The organism is Leifsonia sp. AK011, from assembly GCF_013410945.1.
Taxonomy (GTDB): Bacteria; Actinomycetota; Actinomycetes; order Actinomycetales; family Microbacteriaceae; genus Rhodoglobus.
In genome coordinates, this window is the sequence record NZ_JACCCH010000001.1 from 851,361 (window position 1) to 868,799 (window position 17,439).

General features: G+C 66.4%; 15 protein-coding genes. 10 read left to right on the forward strand and 5 right to left on the reverse strand.

Features of this window, described 5'->3' with window-relative positions:
• Nucleotides 1-11: 11 nt before the first annotated feature.
• Nucleotides 12-1,340, reverse strand: a complete 1,329-nt coding sequence (locus tag HDC94_RS04275) for a branched-chain amino acid ABC transporter permease (protein WP_374757263.1) — start codon at nt 1,338-1,340, stop codon at nt 12-14.
• 232 nt (nt 1,341-1,572) lie between these two features.
• Between HDC94_RS04275 and guaB the strand changes: the two genes are divergently transcribed.
• Together guaB and HDC94_RS04285 are read left to right on the forward strand one after the other, a co-directional pair.
• Nucleotides 1,573-3,075, forward strand: coding sequence for an IMP dehydrogenase (gene guaB / locus HDC94_RS04280; RefSeq protein WP_179495173.1), 1,503 nt, complete (start codon nt 1,573-1,575; stop codon nt 3,073-3,075).
• A gap of 35 nt (nt 3,076-3,110) precedes the next feature.
• Complete coding sequence (locus HDC94_RS04285) at nt 3,111-4,208, forward strand: hypothetical protein (RefSeq protein WP_179495175.1); 1,098 nt, start codon at nt 3,111-3,113, stop codon at nt 4,206-4,208.
• Nucleotides 4,209-4,215: 7 nt separating this feature from the next.
• On the opposite strand, the gene HDC94_RS04290 is transcribed toward HDC94_RS04285, so the two are convergent.
• On the reverse strand, nt 4,216-6,417 hold the full coding sequence (locus HDC94_RS04290) for a rhamnan synthesis F family protein (RefSeq protein WP_179495177.1): 2,202 nt from the start codon (nt 6,415-6,417) through the stop codon (nt 4,216-4,218).
• Nucleotides 6,418-6,573: 156 nt separating this feature from the next.
• Between HDC94_RS04290 and HDC94_RS04295 the strand changes: the two genes are divergently transcribed.
• The 7 genes from HDC94_RS04295 to guaA are packed head-to-tail and all read left to right on the forward strand — an operon-like array spanning nt 6,574 to nt 14,229.
• A complete protein-coding gene (locus HDC94_RS04295; protein ID WP_179495179.1) occupies nt 6,574-7,695 on the forward strand; it encodes a GuaB3 family IMP dehydrogenase-related protein in 1,122 nt (373 codons plus the stop codon).
• A gap of 3 nt (nt 7,696-7,698) precedes the next feature.
• The gene (locus HDC94_RS04300) at nt 7,699-9,414 is read left to right on the forward strand and encodes a glycerol-3-phosphate dehydrogenase/oxidase (RefSeq protein ID WP_179495181.1); all 1,716 of its coding nucleotides are present in this window, start codon (nt 7,699-7,701) and stop codon (nt 9,412-9,414) included.
• A 50-nt stretch (nt 9,415-9,464) separates the two neighbouring features.
• Nucleotides 9,465-9,995 carry a cation:proton antiporter regulatory subunit gene (locus tag HDC94_RS04305; RefSeq protein ID WP_179495183.1) on the forward strand — a complete coding sequence of 177 codons (531 nt, stop codon included), beginning with the start codon at nt 9,465-9,467 and terminating at the stop codon, nt 9,993-9,995.
• Between the two features lie 2 nt (nt 9,996-9,997).
• Nucleotides 9,998-11,425, forward strand: coding sequence for a cation:proton antiporter (locus HDC94_RS04310; RefSeq protein ID WP_308495624.1), 1,428 nt, complete (start codon nt 9,998-10,000; stop codon nt 11,423-11,425).
• Nucleotides 11,422-12,201: an SURF1 family protein gene (locus HDC94_RS04315; protein WP_179495185.1), complete on the forward strand. Its 780-nt coding sequence runs from the start codon at nt 11,422-11,424 to the stop codon at nt 12,199-12,201. The genes HDC94_RS04310 and HDC94_RS04315 overlap by 4 nt, the downstream gene beginning before the upstream one ends.
• Before the next feature lie 4 nt (nt 12,202-12,205).
• Nucleotides 12,206-12,658 carry a DUF3817 domain-containing protein gene (locus HDC94_RS04320; RefSeq protein ID WP_179495187.1) on the forward strand — a complete coding sequence of 151 codons (453 nt, stop codon included), beginning with the start codon at nt 12,206-12,208 and terminating at the stop codon, nt 12,656-12,658.
• Nucleotides 12,655-14,229: a glutamine-hydrolyzing GMP synthase gene (gene guaA, locus HDC94_RS04325; protein ID WP_179495189.1), complete on the forward strand. Its 1,575-nt coding sequence runs from the start codon at nt 12,655-12,657 to the stop codon at nt 14,227-14,229. Before HDC94_RS04320 ends, guaA begins: the two co-directional genes overlap by 4 nt.
• A gap of 480 nt (nt 14,230-14,709) precedes the next feature.
• Here the strand turns inward: guaA and HDC94_RS04330 are convergent, their stop codons facing one another.
• Genes HDC94_RS04330 through HDC94_RS04340 form a run of 3 tightly spaced genes read right to left on the reverse strand, consistent with a single transcriptional unit; the run spans nt 14,710 to nt 16,433 of the window.
• Entirely contained in the window at nt 14,710-15,516 is an 807-nt protein-coding gene (locus HDC94_RS04330; protein ID WP_179495191.1) for a Bax inhibitor-1/YccA family protein, read from the reverse strand.
• Nucleotides 15,517-15,553: 37 nt separating this feature from the next.
• Complete coding sequence (locus HDC94_RS04335; protein WP_218870438.1) at nt 15,554-16,105, reverse strand: hypothetical protein; 552 nt, start codon at nt 16,103-16,105, stop codon at nt 15,554-15,556.
• Nucleotides 16,095-16,433 carry a DUF4190 domain-containing protein gene (locus tag HDC94_RS04340; protein WP_179495193.1) on the reverse strand — a complete coding sequence of 113 codons (339 nt, stop codon included), beginning with the start codon at nt 16,431-16,433 and terminating at the stop codon, nt 16,095-16,097. Before HDC94_RS04340 ends, HDC94_RS04335 begins: the two co-directional genes overlap by 11 nt.
• A gap of 17 nt (nt 16,434-16,450) precedes the next feature.
• Between HDC94_RS04340 and HDC94_RS04345 the strand changes: the two genes are divergently transcribed.
• The gene (locus HDC94_RS04345) at nt 16,451-17,422 is read left to right on the forward strand and encodes a glycerophosphodiester phosphodiesterase family protein (RefSeq protein WP_179495195.1); all 972 of its coding nucleotides are present in this window, start codon (nt 16,451-16,453) and stop codon (nt 17,420-17,422) included.
• The last annotated feature ends 17 nt before the right edge of the window (nt 17,423-17,439 follow it).

Here is a 17,439-nt window from a genome sequence, read left to right on the forward strand (position 1 = left end):
TCTAAGCCTTCCTAACCTATGCGCTCTCGTCGACCAAGGATGCCCTGTGGCCGGAAGAGCAGGATGACGATGAGTACGACGAGCGCTCCGACGTACTTGAGGTCCGAGGGGATCCAGAGGCTCGACACCTCGACGAGCATTCCGACGATCAGGGATCCGATGAGGGCACCGAAGGCGGTGCCGAGTCCACCGAGTGTCACCGCAGCGAAGATCAGCAGCAGGATGCTCGTGCCCATGTCCCACTTGATGCCCGGGCGGAAGTACGCCCACAGAACACCGGCGAGACCGGCGAGCGCTGCGGCGACGATCCACACGACGCGGACGACGAAGTCCACGTCGATGCCGCTCGCCGCTGCGAGCGACGGGTTGTCGGACACGGCGCGCGTTGCCTTGCCGATCCTGGTGCGCTGCAGCCACCAGGCGAAGGCGAGGATCACGACGACAGAGGTCGCCATACTCACCATGTCGATGACGCTGAGCTTGATCGGGCCCCAGATCTGGATGTCTGGCGAGCTGGATCCGACGAGCTGTTCCGTGCCACCACCGATGAACAACTGGAAGACGTAGCGCAGGGCCAGCGAAAGGCCGATGCTCACGATCATGAGCTGGACGACGCCGAGGCCCCGCTTGCGTAGTGGTCTCCACAACCCGGCATCCATCGCATACCCGAAGAGTGCCGAGAGGATGACGGCTATCGGTATCGCGATGTAGATCGGTAGCCCGACGGTGGTGGAGAAGAGGAGAGCCATGAGGGCGCCGAAGGTGACCATCTCGCCATGCGCGAAGTTCGACAGGCCAGTCGTGCCGAAGACGAGCGAGAGACCGATGGCGGCGAGGGCCAGCATGAGACCGAAGTTGAGGCCGTTGACGACTCGCTCAATGAGCTGGTCGATCCACGTCGTTGTATTGCGCTCGCCCCGACCGATAAAGAAGTTGGTGGTGACCGAGCCGCTCGGGCCGATCTCGACCTCCCTCACGTTGGGGGTCGGGTCCTCACCCGTCTCGTCGACCACCGCGATGCCCTCGGGGAGCGTCGACTCGTCGAGTGTGACGGTGTAGGGGCCCTCGTTGGAGGGCACTCCGACTCGCCAGCGCCCCTCGGCATCCGTCGTCACCTCGACCTCGTGGCCGTTGCCCGCAATAGTGAGGAGCACATCCTCGAGCGGTTCACTGTTGAGCTTCACGTTGCCGCTGATGCGATAGTCGTACTTGTCGACGTCGACCTCATCGGCGCTCGCAGAACCGACGCCGAATGTCAGGGTCGCACCGAGTGCGGCGACGAACAGTATGAGTATCGCTTTCGTCGACCGTCGCTTGCGCACTGCTTCTGCCGTTTTCACAAAACCTCCAGCTTTGGCCGCAGCGTGCGAGGTGAACCGCACGTTAACTCGAACGACAATAGCTCCGATATGTGTCTCCCGTGTTTCGGGTCGGTGCGACGTCGGTTCTGGGCATCTTGCCCGGGAATGGCCCGGCTGGCAAGGGCGTTAGCATTAACCGACAAGACCGAGGATGTCGAGTAGAGGTGCCCAGGCACCCCGCTCGCGCGTTAGCAGCACTCACGAGGGGCACATGGACCAGCCTGATCCGTTCGGATTCATCGGACTCACCTACGACGATGTGATGCTGCTTCCCGGCCATACCGACGTCATTCCGAGCGAGGCTGACACGGGCTCCCGGCTCACCCGACGCATCTGGGTACAGTCCCCCCTGATCTCCTCGGCCATGGACACCGTCACCGAGGCGCGCATGGCCATCGCCATGGCGCGCAACGGCGGTCTCGGTGTGCTCCACCGCAACCTCTCTATAGAGGACCAGGCTGCGTATGTCGACAAGGTCAAGCGCAGCGAGTCCGGCATGATCACCAACCCGGTGACCACGACGGCGGATGCCACGGTCGCCGAGGTCGACGCACTGTGCGGCCAGTTCCGGGTCTCGGGTCTCCCCGTCGTCGAAGGGGACGGCACGCTCGTCGGCATCATCACCAACCGAGACATGCGCTTCGTCTCGCCCTTCGAGAAGAGCACGACCCTCGTACGCGACGTCATGACGAAGGCCCCGCTCATCACCGCCCCGGAGGGTATCGACCCCGATGGCGCGATCGCGATCTTCGCTCAGCACAAGATCGAGAAGCTCCCGCTCGTGGATGCTGCTGGCAAGCTGCGCGGCCTCATCACTGTTAAGGACTTCGACAAGTCGGAGCAGTACCCGAACGCCACCAAGGACGACGAGGGTCGCCTGCGCGTGGGTGCCGCGATCGGATTCTTCGGCGACGCCTGGGAGCGCGCCGGTGCGCTTCGGGACGCGGGCGTCGACGTGATCGTCGTCGACACGGCCAACGGTGACTCCGCGGGTGTGCTCGACATCATCAAGCGCATCAAGTCGGACAGCGCGTTCGCCTCGATCGACGTGATCGGCGGAAACGTGGCCACCCGCTCCGGCGCGCAGGCGATCGTCGATGCCGGCGCTGACGCGGTCAAGGTCGGCGTCGGTCCCGGTTCCATCTGCACGACGCGTGTTGTGGCCGGTGTCGGTGTGCCGCAGGTGACCGCGGTGTACGAGGCATCCCTCGCCGCGCGCGAAGCCGGCATCCCCGTGATCGCTGACGGCGGCTTGCAGTACTCGGGCGACATCGCCAAGGCGCTCGTTGCTGGAGCCGAGACGGTCATGCTCGGGTCGCTGCTCGCCGGAACCGACGAGAGCCCCGGCGACCTCATCTTCGTGAACGGCAAGCAGTTCAAGAGCTACCGCGGCATGGGTTCGCTCGGAGCACTCCAGACGCGGGGCAAGAAGACGTCGTACTCGCGCGACCGCTACTTCCAGGCGGACGTCCCGAGCGATGAGCAGCTCATCGCCGAGGGCATCGAGGGGCAGGTGCCCTATCGCGGGCCCGTGTCATCCGTCGTCTACCAGCTTCTCGGCGGCCTGCGCCAGTCGATGTTCTACACCGGCGCGCGCACCATCGAGGAACTGCGCAACAAGGGCAAGTTCGTTCGCATCACTGCGGCTGGCCTGAAGGAGTCCCACCCGCACGACATCCAGATGGTCGTCGAGGCGCCGAACTACCGCCGCTAGAGACTCCGGAGGGGGTCGACCCTAGGCTGGTGGGGATGAGAGTCCTGATCACCACCAACCACCTGCGTAACTTCGCGGGTTCTGAGATGGTGGCGCTCGAACTCATCGAGCACTTCCTCGCGCACGATTGGGTTGTGGATGTCTACACCCACGATCTCGGAGAGCCCATGCTCGGCGAGATCCAGAAGCTCCCATCGTGGGGACGGCTCACGCTGCATGTGGCCGACCTCGACGAGGAGTTCGCCGAGCCGTACGACCTGATCTGGGTGCAGCACAGCATCCTTCCACCGGGCCTGCTGAGACGACTGGAAGGCGGGGGAGTCACGGCGCCCATCGTCTTCCACCACCTCTCGAGCTTCATGGACGTCGAGCTGCCGAGACACGCTGCGCTCGAGAACCAGCTCTCGGCCGTGTCGATGGGCATGTCGCCCACGACGGTGGAGCGTCTGCTCGAGTTCGGTATCGTGCCCGAGAAGACCGTGGTCTTCGACAACCCGGCACCCGACGCCTTCGCCGACCACACGGGCGGCCCCGTGACCGGGCTCGCGAGGCTCCTGGTCGTGTCCAACCACGCGCCCGAGGAGGTGCGCGCTGCAACCTCCCTCCTCGAGGCGGCTGGCGTCGAGGTGTCGTACCTCGGTGTCGACGACCGACCTGTCCGCATCACGCCCGAGGTGCTCGAGGGCTTCGACGCGGTGCTGACGATAGGCAAGACGGTGCAGTACGCGCTCTCGATGGGTATCCCCGTCTACCTCTACGACCACTTCGGTGGTCCAGGATGGCTCACCGAGGCGACCATCGCTCCTGCAGCGCACGACAGCTTCAGTGGCCGCAGGGACCGCCGCCAGATCACCGCGAACGAGATCTCGGAGGAGGTGCTCGGCGGATTCGCCGGGGCACTCGCGTTCGCGACATCCCACCGCTCCGAGCACGCCGAGCGATGGCGTCTCTCCCGACGGATTGACGAGCTCCGCGCCGACGTCAGGCTCAGCAGCGCGCCGCGGGCCGAGGTGAGCCCTGCGGATGCCCGGCAGCTGTCATCCCTCATCGCCCTGCACCGCGACCTCTACCGGCTCATGGTGAAACTCCAGAGCGACATCGCGCACCTGCAGTCGGGACCGGAGCCCGGCTGATCGCGATTCAGCCCAGGCGGCCGAGTGCGCGCCGGACCTTGTACCAGGCGGCCGCCCAGGGCGACCGGCGGAACTCACCGGAGAACGGCGGGCGAAGCACGGTCATGTTCTCCATCGTGATGATGAGCTGCGTCGCGCGGCGTGGCCACGAGTAGCCGATGTACGAAGGGTCCGGGGTGTCGAAGACGTCGATGCGCCCGCGGCGACCACCGTTGATCGGGTGCAGCGGCACGACCTGCCCCGTCTCGGTCACGGCCTCCGTGCCGATGCACACGCATCCGAGGCCGTCGAGCGGGTCGAACCTGATCGCCTTCGTACGCGGGGGCACGTCGAACCGGAACTCGATCCCCTGCGAGCCGAGCAGTGGTCGCGCCTCGATCGGGATGGCGTTGCCCTGGTGGAAGCCCTTGCCGGTGTCCACGTAGAGATAGGCGCGGGATGGCGCGAAGCCGTACTGGTCGGCCCACCCGAGCTGCCGCGCCTGCAGGCGGAACTCGAACGCCGAGAAGCGGTCGCCGACACCGGACCCGAAGCGCTGGTTGCTGCGCCTGATCATGTGCGTCGAGTTGGCCATGAAGTTCGAGGCGAGGAAGTCGGGCATCGCGAAGCTGGAGAAGTACCCGAGGGACTGAACCACGAACGGTGTCGCCTTGGTGATCTCGTTGGTCGAGGCCGCGAGTTCCCTGGCGCGCGCGTAGGTGCTGCTGGCGAGAACCGCCGACCGCACCCAGAACTTGCCGTCGGCGGCCGCGATCGGGCTCTTGCCGGGTTCGAGCGGCGTCGTCAGGCCGAGTTCCTGCAGGAGCGCCCTCACCGCCTCGTAGTCCTCGCCCCACTCGTGGCCGTAGTCGCCGTAGTTGACATCGTGGAGCGACCTCGGCGGCACCACGAGCCCGAGCCTCGGCTGGCGCTCGAAGAGCTCGATGAGGCGCGAGACGTAGTCCTGCGTTCCCAGAACGCCATCGATCGAGTTGCGGTCGGATGCCACGCCATTCGTGTACGGGAAGATCCCGCGCTGCGCGGTCTCCACCACAACCACGAGTTCGACATCGTCGAGCTCGCCACTGTAGTGGTCGAGCACAGACCACGGTGCGGACTGGGGATCGATGACGATCACGGTGGCGTCGGCCCAGCGTGTGCCCGCGAGTGCGGATGCTGCATCCTCGAGTCCCGGCGCGTCGCTCGGATGCACGAGCACGAGCTTCGCTCCGGCCGGGAGCGAGTCGAGGAACGGTATCCGGCTCTCGAGTTCGACGAGGCTTCCGACGCCCAGGAGTGCGCCGACCCGGAGGGAGGGAGCAGGCGCGGGGGTCGCGGAGTCGAGCACGGCGAAGAGGTTGAGCGCCATGGCCACGTCGTAGTGGTTGGCGCTGCGGATGACGTGACGCCAGACCAAGTCGACGTCGTAGTCGTCCGACGTCGAGAGGAAGTCGAGGAGGTCCCTGGCCGGGCGGTTCGAGTTCTCGTCGAGGTAGAGGTCCGGCCCGGCGAAGAAGCTCTTGCGCTTGAAGATCGGGCTCAGTCTGCGGGAGGCGAGATCGAACGGCATGTTGAAGAGCGGGTAGTACGCCTCGCCGATGAGGTCCGAGGTGTCGACGTAGTAGTCCCACGTGAACCCGAAGCCCGCGAACCGCGGGGTGAACAGTGCCTCGTGCTTGGCTATCGAGTCCTCGTAGGTCTCGATGGGCACGAGGGTGTCCCAGTAGTTGCGGAATTCCGGGCTCGTCAGCATGCGATTGCGCACGGCGATGAAGTGCGACTGGATGTGCACGTCGACCGTGCCATCCGGCATCTTTCCCCACGGGTCGAAGGCGACGCCGTTGTGGATGGTGATGCCCCAGAAGTCGATATCACGCGTGTCCATCTCGGCGAACATCGGGGCGAACGATCCGACAGGGCCCATGATCGTGAAGTTCATCATGATGAGCTCGTCGTACGTGGCGAGCTCGTCCCAGCCGAGGAGGTCGATCCCCGTCTTGTACGCCCAGACGTCGAAGCCCTCGTTGCGGCGCACGATCACGGGGTCAGCACCGAGCTCTTCGAAGGTCCTGCGTCCCTCCGGCGTGAGGGTGCCGTTGACGACGACCACGAGTCGCGTCAGCGACTTCCTCATGTCCGAGAGGAAGGTCACCACGTAGTCATCGACGATTCCGTGCTCGTCGTAGAAGAAGTAGATGCCAACCCTTGTCGGGCTCGTGCTCAAAATCACTCGTCGCCCTCGGGTCCTCATAGTCGATTAGTGCTCGGATACGTCGCGGTTCGCCCATCTTATGTCGCTCATGAGAGTCCTTCAAAGTGAGGACAGGGAGGCGCGACGGAGGGGTCCACCTGCTTGAGCGACGTGACGCGCCGGTAGGCTTGCAGGGTGAGTGACATCGAGATCGGCCGCGCCAAGCGCGCTCGCCGCGTGTACGCCTTCGACGACATCGCGATCGTGCCGTCCCGGCGCACGCGTGACCCCCAGGATGTCTCGGTGAGCTGGACCATCGACGCCTACACCTTCGAGATTCCCGTGCTCGCAGCACCGATGGACTCCGTCGTGAGCCCCGCCACCGCGATCCGCATGGGTGAACTCGGTGGGCTCGGAGTGCTCGATCTCGAGGGGCTCTGGACCAGGTACGAGAACCCGGAGCCGCTCCTCGAGGAGGTCCGGGGCCTCGAGGCCTCCGCAGCGACCGCCCGCATGCAGAGCATCTACGCCGAGCCCATCAAGCCCGAGCTCATCAAGGCTCGCCTCGCGGAGATCCGCGCGGCCGGCGTACCGGTCGCGGGGGCGCTCAGTCCGCAGCGCACGCAGGAGCACTACAAGACGGTCGTCGATGCGGGTGTCGACCTCTTCGTGATCCGCGGAACGACGGTCAGCGCCGAGCACGTCTCCAAGACGGTCGAGCCGCTCAACCTCAAGAAGTTCATCTACGAGCTCGACGTTCCCGTCATCGTCGGAGGGGCCGCGACCTACACCGCGGCGCTGCACCTCATGCGCACGGGTGCGGCGGGTGTGCTCGTCGGGTTCGGTGGCGGAGCGGCATCCACGACGCGCGCGAGCCTTGGCATCCACGCTCCCATGGCCACGGCAGTGGCCGACGTCGCCGGTGCCCGCCGCGACTACATGGACGAGTCCGGCGGCCGCTACGTTCACGTGATCGCCGACGGCGGCCTCGGCACGAGCGGCGACATCGTCAAGGCGATCTCCGTCGGTGCGGACGCCGTCATGCTCGGCAGCACGCTGGCCAGGGCGACGGATGCTCCGGGCGGCGGCTGGCACTGGGGTGCGGAGGCGCACCACTCAGAGCTGCCGCGAGGCAACCGCGTGGAGGTCGGAAGCCTCGCCCCGCTGGAGGAGATCCTCTACGGCCCGTCCTCGGTCGCGGACGGCCGCGTCAACATCATCGGTGCACTCCGCAGGTCGATGGCGACCACCGGATACTCGGACCTCAAGGAATTCCAGCGCGTCGAAGTGGTCGTCGCCCCCTACGTCTCGAGGTAGTTCATGAGCCGCACATCGGTCACCAGGTCGTCGAAGCTCGGTCCTGAGGAACGGGCGGCCGCGATCGAGGCCCTGAAGTCCAAGGAGCTCGACGTCCTCGTCGTCGGCGGCGGCATCGTCGGTGCCGGGTCCGCACTGGATGCCGCGACCCGCGGTCTTCGCGTCGGCATGGTGGAGGCCCGCGACTGGGCGAGCGGCACCAGCAGCCGGTCCTCGAAGCTCGTGCACGGTGGCATCCGCTACCTGGAGCAACTGGACTTCCGTCTCGTGCGCGAGTCTCTCATCGAGCGTGGGCTGCTGCTGCAGCGCATCGCGCCACACCTCGTGAAGCCCGTGCGGTTCCTCTACCCGCTCACCAAGCCGGTCTTCGAGAGGCTCTACATCGGCGCGGGCATGCTCCTCTACGACCTCCTCAGTTACACGGGTGGCCGCCCGCCGGGAGTGCCGCACCACCGCCATCTGACGAAGCGCCAGCTGCTGCGCGCATCCCCGAGCCTCGCCCACGACGCCTTCCGCGGTGGGCTCGCCTACTACGACGCCCAGGTCGACGATGCGCGCTACGTCGCGAACCTCGCCCGCACGGCGAGCTTCTACGGAGCGCACGTGGCCAGCCGGGTTCGCGTGGAGGGCTTCATCAAGGTGGGGGAGCGGGTTGTCGGGGTTCGCGCGCACGACCGCGAGACGGGGGAGCGCTTCGAGATCCGTGCCCGACAGGTCGTGAACGCGACGGGCGTGTGGACGGATGACACGCAGTCGATGGTCGGCGAACGCGGGCAGTTCAAGGTGCGCGCGTCGAAGGGTGTGCATCTCGTTGTGCCCCGGGACCGCTTCCAGTCGAAGCTCGGTCTCCTGCTGCGCACCGAGAAGAGTGTGCTGTTCGTCATCCCGTGGGGCAGGCACTGGCTCATCGGCACGACAGATACCGACTGGAACCTCGACAAGGCGCATCCTGCAGCGACCGCTGCGGACATCGACTACCTGTTGGCCCACGTGAACAAGGTGCTCACCGTGCCGCTCACGCGCGACGACGTCGAGGGCGTGTACGCGGGTCTGCGACCGCTCCTCGCGGGCGAGTCGGAGGAGACCTCGAAGCTCAGTCGCGAGCACATCGTCGCGCACAGCGTGCCGGGTCTGGTGGTGGTCGCCGGAGGCAAGTGGACCACCTACCGGGTCATGGCGAAGGATGCCATCGATGAGGCCGTCGCGGCCCTCGATGGCAAGATCTCCCCGAGCATCACCGAAGACATCGCGCTGCTCGGCGCCGAGGGCTACCACGCTGCCTGGAACAAGCGCAGCAAGCTCGCCCGCGCCTTCGATGTGCACCGGGTCCGAGTCGAGCACCTGTTGAACCGCTACGGCGTCATGACGGATGAGCTCCTCGATCTCATCCGAGAGCGGCCCGAGTTGCAGGATCCGCTACCCGGTGCCGACGACTACCTCGGCGCCGAGGTCGTGTACGCCGCGAGCCACGAGGGCGCGCTCCACCTCGATGACGTGCTCGCGCGGCGCACCAGGATCTCGATCGAGGCGTGGGACCGCGGGGTCTCCGCTGCTCCGGTCGCGGCATCCCTCATGGCCGGAGTGCTGGGGTGGGATGCCGAGCGCACCGAGCATGAGGTCGCGCTCTACCTCAAACGGGTTGCCGCCGAACGGGCGAGCCAGCGCGAACCGGACGACGAGTCCGCCGACCGTGTGCGGCTCGAGGCCCCCGAGGTCTAGCGCGACCGGCCGGTAGAATAGAAGTACTGCGAACGACGGGAGGACATCTCATGGTTGACGTTCGGCGGGTCAAACTTCCTGGGGTCGGAGTGCTCCACACCTTCGTGACAGACGACGGCGGCAAGGTCGGCGTCATCACCCACCGCTCAGGGCCGAGCGACCTCATCACGTTCTCCGACGATGAGGACGGCGCGGACGTCAAGAAGGTCTCCCTCCGCCTCGACGAGGACGAGGCCCACACTCTTGCGGAACTCCTCGGTGGCACGCGCATCACGGAATCCCTCTCGAGCCTCGAATCGATCCCCGGTCTCTCCATCGACTGGTTCTCTGTCGACTACGACGACCACATCGCTGGGCAGAAGCTCGGCTCACTCGCCGGCCGTGGCGTCGTCGGGCTGACCGTTGTCGCCGTCGTGCGCGGCGACTCTGCCAACCCCGCCCCCGCCGAGGACTTTACGGTCTTCCCCGGTGACACCCTCGTCGTCGCAGGCACTCCGGAGAAGGTCGCCAAGGCCTTCACCTTCTACCGCACGGGTGAGATGCCCGTGAAGGCCTCGGCAGACGCCCCACCGGGGACCTAGGCGTGCAGCTGGCTGCGGAGGCCCCGGGTCACCTCGGTGATCAACTCCTCGTTCTCGGCGTCCTGTTCCTCATCGCCTACGCTCTCGGAAGACTCGGCAAGCTGGTCGGCCTTCCCGCCATCCCCGTCTACATGGTCGTCGGCCTCCTCGCGAGCCCGCACACCGAGTGGTTCCCACTCAGCTTCGACTCGGAGAACGTCGAGCTCATCGCCGTGTTCGGGCTCATCCTGCTGCTGTTCAACCTCGGCCTCGAGTTCGACCAGGACGAGTTCTTCGGCAACGCCGGCAAGCTCATCGTCTCCGGTGGCACCTACATTCTCCTCAACATCGGTGTCGGCTTCGCGTTCGGTTTCATGGTCGGCTGGGGCACGCGCGAGGCGCTCATCATCGCGGGAATGACCGCGACATCCTCGAGTGCCATCGTGACGAAGCTCCTCATCGAGCTCGGCAGGCTCGCCAACCGTGAGACCCCGATGATCCTGGGTGTCACCGTCGTGGAGGACATCTTCATCGCGATCTACCTCGCGATCGTCGGCGTCGTGCTCAGTGGCGAGACCGAGGTCTGGCCGGTCGTGCTCAAACTCGGGGTCGCCTTCCTCTTCCTCGTCGTGATGTTCAGCATTGCGCGCTGGGGTGGGAGATTCGTCTCCAAGATCTTCAAGACCAAGGACGACGAACTCTTCACGATCCTCTTCTTCGGCCTGGCCGTGGCCTTCGCCGGAGTCGGCGAGATCATCGGCGTCACCGACGCGATCGGAGCCTTCCTGATCGGGCTCGTCGTGGGCGCCACCCGCTATCGTGCGCGCATCGAGCAGATCGCGCTGCCGCTGAGGGACGTGTTCGGCGCGTTCTTCTTCCTCAACTTCGGTCTCGCGCTCAACATCGCCGACTTCGGGCAGGTGATCGTTCCGGTCGCGGCCGCCGTGGGTCTCACGATCCTCCTCAACATCATCGCCGGCCAGTTCGTGGCCTGGCTTAACAAGCTTGGCCCCCAGGCCGGCATCAACACGACCGTGATCCTGCAGAACCGCGGCGAGTTCGCGCTCATCCTGGCCACCCTGTCGCTCTCGGCAGGCTTGGATGCCCGGCTCGTGCCCTTCGCGGGCCTCTACGTGCTCACCATGTCGATCATCGGCCCAGTGCTCGCCGTGAACTCGGAACGCATCGGACGCCTGATCCTCCGCCCGCAGCGGCGTTCGCGCCTCGCCACCGCGGGGCGGGAGCGGTCGCGCGAGGAGACAATCGCGCTTGTGGATGCCGTCACCTCAGGCCAGGAGCCGGCAGACCTGACGCACCCACCCGAGATCGACGTGACCGACATCAACCTCGACGAGTTCATAGATCAACCGGGTAGCGTGACTGGTTCCATCGCCACACAGGCCGCGGAGCAGTCCGACGTCGTCGAACGCAAGAAGGATCCCGAGTATTGAGTTTCGCATCACGCTTCTGGGCGACCGCCCGACGCCCCAAGTGGATCGGTGCGCTCGTGCTCGCCCTCGCCATCGCGGCATCCTTCGCCCTTCTCGGCCAGTGGCAGCTCGAGCGCAGCTTCGAGGGCGGCGAGGTCACCGAGGAGCAGACGGAGACCGTTGTGCCCATCGACACCATCGCCGTGCCGCAGGAGCCCATGATGTCGGCGGCGACGGGTCAACGCGTTGTCGTACGGGGGAGTTTCATCCCCGGCGACTTCCTCATCCTCTCCGGACGGTCCAACCATGCCGACCCCGGCTACTGGGTCGTCGGCCACCTCGTGACCCTGGATGGCGCGAGCCTCGCGGTGGCACTCGGGTGGTCCGAGACCGAGGATGCCGCGGCATCCGTCATCGACGACCTCGACGCGATCACGCCCGGCGGTGAGTTCGCGGGCCGGTATCTGCCCACCGAATCGCCGCAGCAGTCCGACTTCGAGGCGGGCGTTCGCTCGGCGCTCGCCGTGTCGGAACTGATCAACATCTGGACTCAGGTGCCCGAGGGTGTGTACGGCGGCTACCTCGTGCTCGCGGATGCACCGGCAGGCCTCGATGTGATCGACTCGCCGCCCCCCGTGACCGAGGTCTCGCTCAACCTGCTCAACGTGTTCTACGCGATCGAGTGGGTGATCTTCGCCGGATTCGCCGTGTTCCTCTGGTATCGCCTGGTGCGTGACGACGTCGAGGACCAGGTCGCCGCCGAGGCGGAAGCCTCAGGCGAGCCGCCGGTAGAATAGCCACATGCCCCAAGGTCCACGGCCTGCCGACGTCCCCAAGATCCGACGCACGGTCGCCGTGTACAAGGTGTCCTCCATCATCACCGGCAGCTTCCTGCTCCTGCTGTGCCTCATGATGGTGCTGCGCTACGGCTTCGGCGTCGATATCGAGCTCGGTGGCCCCTACGGGTTCCTCGCGCTGACGCCGAAGGAGCTCATCGCCGGCATCAACCTGTCGACGTTCATCCTCATCGTCCACGGCTGGCTCTACGTGCTGTACCTCGCGTGCGACTTCCTGCTGTGGCGCTACATCCGCTGGTCGTTCGGCAAGTTCCTGTTCATCGCGCTGGGCGGCATCATCCCGCTCCTCTCGTTCTTCCTCGAGCGTCGCGTGCCGCGCGACGTCGAGGCCGTCATCTCATCGATCAGCCCCGGAGCCGCAGGCGCCGAGGCCACACCCACGGAGGCCACTGCGTGACCGATACCGACGCCCGCCCAGTTCTCGTCGTCGATTTCGGCGCGCAGTACGCACAGCTCATCGCCCGGCGCGTACGCGAAGCCAGCGTGTACAGCGAAATCGTTCCGCACACGATCACCGCGGCAGAGGTCGCCGAGAAGAACCCCGCGGGCATCGTGCTGAGCGGGGGACCCTCCAGCGTCTACGAGCCCGGCTCGCCCACGCTCGACCCCGGCATCCTCGAGCTCGGGGTGCCCGTGCTCGGCATCTGCTACGGATTCCAGGTCATGGCCCAGCAGCTCGGCGGCGAGGTCGCCAACACCGGGCTGCGGGAGTACGGGGCCACCTCGGTCACGCTCACCCCTGGCGACAGCAGCCTCCTCGGTGGCCAGCCCGGCGAGCAGACCACGTGGATGAGTCACGGCGACTCCGTGTCCAAGGCGCCGGAAGGTTTCACCGTCCTCGCCTCGTCGACGTCCACCCCGGTGGCCGCGTTCGCCTCTGACGAGCGTCGGATGTACGGGGTGCAGTGGCATCCCGAGGTCAAGCACAGCGAGTACGGCCAGCGGGTTATCGAGAACTTCCTCCACACCGCCGCGGGCATCCCCGCTGACTGGAACAGCTCCAATGTCATCGAGGAGCAGGTCGCCCGCATCCGCGAGCAGGTCGGCACGGGACGCGTCATCTGCGGCCTCTCCGGCGGTGTCGACTCCGCGGTCGCCGCAGCCATCGTGCACAAGGCGGTCGGCGACCAGCTCGTGTGCATCTTCGTCGACCACGGCCTGCTGCGCCAGGACGAGCGTCGCCAGGTCGAAGAGGACTACGTGGCATCCACGGGTGTGCGCCTCGTCACCGTGGATGCCGTTGACCAGTTCCTCGACGCGCTGGCAGGTGTGACGGACCCGGAGCAGAAGCGCAAGATCATCGGGCGTGAGTTCATCCGCAGCTTCGAGAACGCAGCAGAAGCGCTCGTGCTCGAGGCCCAGGGCGAGGGTGAGCAGATCAAGTACCTCGTGCAGGGAACCCTCTACCCCGACGTCGTCGAATCGGGTGGCGGAACCGGAACGGCGAACATCAAAAGCCACCACAACGTGGGCGGCCTCCCGGAGGACCTCACGTTCGAGCTCGTCGAGCCGCTGCGCACCCTCTTCAAGGACGAGGTGCGTGCCATCGGACGCGAGCTGGGACTCCCCGAGGTGATCGTGTCACGGCAGCCCTTTCCGGGGCCTGGCCTTGGCATCCGCATCGTGGGTGAGGTCACCCGTGATCGTCTGGAGCTGCTCCGTTCCGCGGACGCGATCGCACGCGCAGAACTGACCGCTTCGGGCCTCGACGGCGAGATCTGGCAGTGCCCGGTCGTGCTGCTCGCGGACGTGCGCTCCGTGGGGGTGCAGGGGGATGGTCGTACCTACGGCCACCCGATCGTGCTTCGCCCCGTGTCATCCGAGGATGCCATGACCGCCGACTGGACCCGCCTCCCGTACGACGTGCTCGCGCGCATCTCCAACCGCATCACCAACGAGGTACCGGGCGTCAACCGCGTCGTGCTCGACGTGACGTCGAAGCCCCCGGGAACCATCGAGTGGGAGTGAACACTCTCTGGTTCTACTGACCTTGGGTGTTGTCGTTCTCTTCAGCACGTGGGGGCCCCGGCTGGCCTGCTCGATGAGGCTCCGCCCGTAAACGCCCGCCACACCCGAGCCTCATCGAGCAGGCCATCCGCGACCCAAGTCTCGCGGACGTGCTCGTGAGGTCAGTAGCCCACATCGTGGGGCGGTATGGGCGGCTCTCGTGACACGCTGGTTTGCACCATCCCATCCCCCCTTGGCACTACGACTGTTCCGATATGGCTGCCATCTCGCGCCGAATAGCAGCCATATCGGAACAGTCGGGACATCCCCGCGCGGGATGCACCCTGCGACGACCTGAGGGATGGCTGGGGCCGACCGGCCAGGCTCGGGTGGGCCGGGCATCTATGGGCGGAGCCTGGCCGGTCGGCCCCAGCAATCCCGGCACCCCGACAACACAAAGGGCCGCCCCCAAGAAGGAGACGGCCCGAGTGCGTGAGAGCGCTAGTTGCGCGCGATGGCGAGCATGCGCAGCAGCTCGAGGTAGAGCCAGATGACCGTCACCATGATGCCGAACGCGCCCGTCCAGCCGTACTTGGCCGGGGCCTTGTTGTTGGCGCCCTTCTGGATGAAGTCGAAGTCGAGCACGAGCGAGTACGCCGCGAGGATCACGACGAAGACGCCCAGCACGACGCCGAGCGGGATGCCGAAGATCTCGACGTCGCCGCGCAGGCCCCACGGGTTGCCGTTGGCTCCACCGAAGATCATGATGCCGAGGTTCACGAGCGAGAACACGGCGTAGCCGATCATCGCGATGAGGAAGATCTTGGTGGCCCGCTTCGAGGCGCGGATCTTGCCGCTCGCGAACAGGGCGAGGGTCACACCCACGACGACGAAAGTCGCGATGACGGCCTGCAGCACGATGCCGGGCCACTGCTGCTCGTAGAACGCCGAGATGCCGCCGACGAACACACCCTGCGCAGCGGAGTACGCGAGGATGAGCGGCGCCGAGGGCTCCTTCTTGAAGATGTTGACGAGGGCGAGCACGAAGCCCACGAGGCCGGCGCCGATCCACAGGAACGGTACGGCGGGCGCTGTGATCCAGCCCACTGCAGCGCCTGCGAGCAGCACTGCGAAGGTGAACACGGTCTTCTGGATCGTGTTCTCGACCGTCATCACGTCGCCGCGCTCCGGCGCGGAGGGCCGGTTGTAGATCTCATCGAGCTGCTGCGCGGAGATGTTCTGCGCTGCAGCAACCGCTCCCTGCGAGTTGAACGCCTCGTTGCGGAATGCGGGGTTGTTGAGTGCCATTTCTCCTCTTTCGAACTGGCTTGTGAGTTCTCCTAATTTACCGGGTTTCGCTGGGTAAATGCAGGGGGTCACCGGATGCCGCGGCCCGTGGTCGCTTCGTCGTGGCGAGCAGTCGCGCCAACCACGCGGACCCGACGAGCACCGCGAGCGAGATCACGAGCGCCGGCAGCATGCTCGAGTACTCGCTGAAGAAGCCCGGGAGCACGATCGAACTCGCGATCGGCAGGAGCACTGTCACGTAGCTCCGGAGGGGGCGGTGCCGCACGAGCAGCCAGGCGAGGTAGGGGACGGTCAGCGTCCAGACGGAGAACGGCCCGGTGAGAAGCAACCACAGCTGCCCGGTGGCCGGGGCGACCACGAGGATGCGGCGCCATCCGCGGGAGGGGAGGATGGACCATCCGACCGCGTACACGAGAGCCCCGTGCAGCAGGAGGAAGTTCGTGTAGGTGTTGGAGCCCTGCAGCCCGACCCCGCCCGCGATGATTAGTGCGAGCCCGGCGACGTAGCGTTCGCCGTAGGTGCCCCAGACGAGCGGGAGTGACCGCGTCGGCTCGCGCCACCGCGGAGAGGGGATTCGGTCAGAGAGCACCGGAGACCAGGATCCAGGTGATCGCGCCGATCCAGACGACGAGCCACACGATGCCGAGAACGATCGCGAGTCGGGCCAGAAGGATGCCGCGCTCCCCGGTCTGCCGAATCTGGCGCGCTGCGACGAAGCCGAAGATCGCGGCAACGGGCCCGCCGATGACTCCCAGAACGATGGCGATCACGGCCAGGAGGTTGAACGTTCGCCCCTCGCTGGGTTCCCGCGTCGGGCGGATCGCTGCCGGGACGGACGGAGCCAGGGGTGCACCACAGGAGAGGCAGAACTTCCAGTCGCCCTGCAGTTCTGCAGAGCACACGGCGCACGTCGACATAGTGGAATGCTAGTGGGGTGACGCACCCCGCCCGGCCCCTCGTGATCGGCCACCGGGGTGCCAGCGGCTATCGTCCGGAGCACACGGCTGCCGCGTATGAGCTCGCGTTCGAGCTCGGCGCGGATGCGGTCGAGCCCGACATCGTGGCCACTCGTGACGGCGTGCTGGTGCTGAGGCACGAGAACGAGATCTCCGGTACGACGGATGTCGCGAGCCATCCCGAGTTCGCCTCCCGGCGCACCACGAAGCTGGTCGACGGCGTGAAGCACACGGGCTGGTTCACCGAGGACTTCACCTGGTCTGAGCTGGCAACCCTCACGGCGCGGGAGAGGCTGCCCGAGTTGCGGCCGGACTCGGCGCAGTTCGCCGAGGAGACAGGCCCGGGCATCCTGCGTCTGCGGGATCTTCTGGGTCTCATGCCCGCGGGCAAGATCATGGTCGCGGAGATCAAGCACGCCACGTACTTCGCGTCGATCGGGCTGCCGCTCGACGAACTGTTCGCGAAGGAGATCGCCGACTGGGCGACGCCAGACAATCTCATTGTCGAGTGCTTCGAGACGACGGTGCTCGGCCAGATCCGTGAGCGCGGGGTGCCGGGTCGCGTGGTGTTCCTGCTGGAGTCGTCGGGATCACCGGCCGACCAGGTGTCGCAGTTCGGCCGTGCGGCGAAGCGGTACGCCGACTACCTCACCGATGACGCGCTCGCCGGGCTCGCGGCATCCGTCGACGGCATCAGCGTGGACAAGCGGATGCTGCTCGACGAGAGGTCCGGAGGCACGACCGATCTCGTCGCCCGCGCACACGCCGGCGGTCTCGAGGTCTACACCTGGACGCTGCGAGCCGAGAACCGCTTCCTCTCGCCGCAGTTCCGCGCGGGCGAGCCGGAGGAGTTCGGGGACTGGCAGGCGGAGTTCGGCCTCATCCTGGGCACGGGACTCGACGGGGTCTTTGCCGATCAACCCGACCTGGTGCGCGCGCTGCTGGGCTGACCCAGGCGGTGGCGTCG